This window comes from Pseudomonadota bacterium (assembly GCA_010028905.1).
Taxonomy (GTDB): domain Bacteria; phylum Vulcanimicrobiota; class Xenobia; order RGZZ01; family RGZZ01; genus RGZZ01.
Genome location: RGZZ01000784.1, coordinates 1 through 1,478 on the forward strand (window position 1 = coordinate 1; position 1,478 = coordinate 1,478).

Consider the following 1,478-nt stretch of genomic DNA (forward strand, 5'->3'; position numbering starts at 1 on the left):
CCCACCTGGTTGACAACCAGGCCATCATCCTCACGGCCCTGGTGGGGGCCGTCACCTGGAACCTGCTCACCTGGTGGTGGGGGCTGCCGTCGTCGTCTTCCCACGCACTGGTGGGGGGGCTCGTGGGGTCTGCGCTCATCTTTCGCGGATTCGATGCCGTGATGTGGCACGATGGCGTATGGCAGAAGGTGCTGCTGCCAGGGTTGGTGAGCCCATGCCTCGGCCTGGTCGGAGGCTTTCTGGTGATGGCCGGCATCATGTGGGCCTTTCGGCGGGCTCGCCCGCACGACATGACCGTGGGCTTCAAGTATGGACAGCTCTTCTCGGCGTCTGCCCTCTCGCTGGCCCACGGCACCAACGACGCTCAGAAGGTCATGGGCATCATCACCCTCGCCCTCGTTGCGGGACACGTACAGCACGACTTCGCCATTCCCATGTGGGTGAAGTTCGCCTGTGCCCTCATGATGGCGCTGGGAACGGCTGCAGGGGGCTGGCGCATCATCAAGACCCTGGGCAGCAACCTCGCCAAGCTGACGCCCGTGCACGGCTTCGCAGCGCAGATGACCGCTTCTGGCATTCTCTTCTCCACCGCGTGGCTGGGCATGCCGGTCTCCACAACGCACGTCATCTCCGCCTCCATCATGGGAGTGGGCGCCACGCGCCGCCTTACCGCAGTGCGCTGGACGGTTGCGGGACGCATCCTCGGCGCGTGGTTCGTCACTGTACCCGCCGCCGCGAGTGTCTCCGCGATCATGGTGCTCGCGCTCAGACCCTTCATCCCCGAGCTCCAGTGACTCAGACCCCCTTTCCACAGGCCTCTCCTGCCTGCAGGAGACCTGAATCCAACGAAAACGAGTGAGCCATGAAATTCAGCCTGCTTCCCAAAGAAGAGAAGTTCTTCGACCTCCTGCAGAGCCTCATCCAGAACACGGTCGAAGCTACTGGCGTCCTGCAAGAGCTTGGCAGGAGCTGGTCGCCCACCTCTCCCGCCTTCGCACGTCTCGAGGCGCTCGACACCAAGACACAAGACATGCGCCACGAGATCGTGCGTCAGATCAACGCCACGTTCGTGACCCCCATCGACCGCGAAGACATTCACGCGGTTGCGGCCCACATCACGTGCGCGTTCGGGCGGGTGCACGCCCTGACGCTGCGCTTGCAGGTCTACGCCCCCGATACGCTGCCTGAGGCCTGCTCTGTCCTCATCGACGTGCTGGCGCGCGCTTCGCAGTGCGCGGCCGAGATGATCCGCCTTCTGCCATCGTTCAAAGACTGCTCGGCGCAGCGCAAGGAGATGGCAACCCTCGAGAAGAAGGCCGACCACGTCTATCGCGAGGCGCTTGGAGGTCTGTTCGTCGCAGGTTCCGATCCGCTCTACGTAATCAAATGGAAAGACATCTACGAGAGCCTCGAAGATGCGGTTGACGAGTGCGACAACCTCTGCGACCTCGTCGAGTCGATCATCATCAAGCACGGCT

The 1,478-nt window shown here is 63.2% G+C and carries 2 protein-coding genes; both read left to right on the forward strand.

Annotated features, from left to right (window positions below; all coding sequences use genetic code 11):
* A partial coding sequence (locus tag EB084_25280; GenBank protein ID NDD31577.1) for an inorganic phosphate transporter occupies positions 1–794 on the forward strand: 794 nt, incomplete at its 5' end.
* 68 nt (positions 795–862) lie between these two features.
* A partial coding sequence (locus EB084_25285) for a DUF47 family protein (GenBank protein ID NDD31578.1) occupies positions 863–1,478 on the forward strand: 616 nt, incomplete at its 3' end.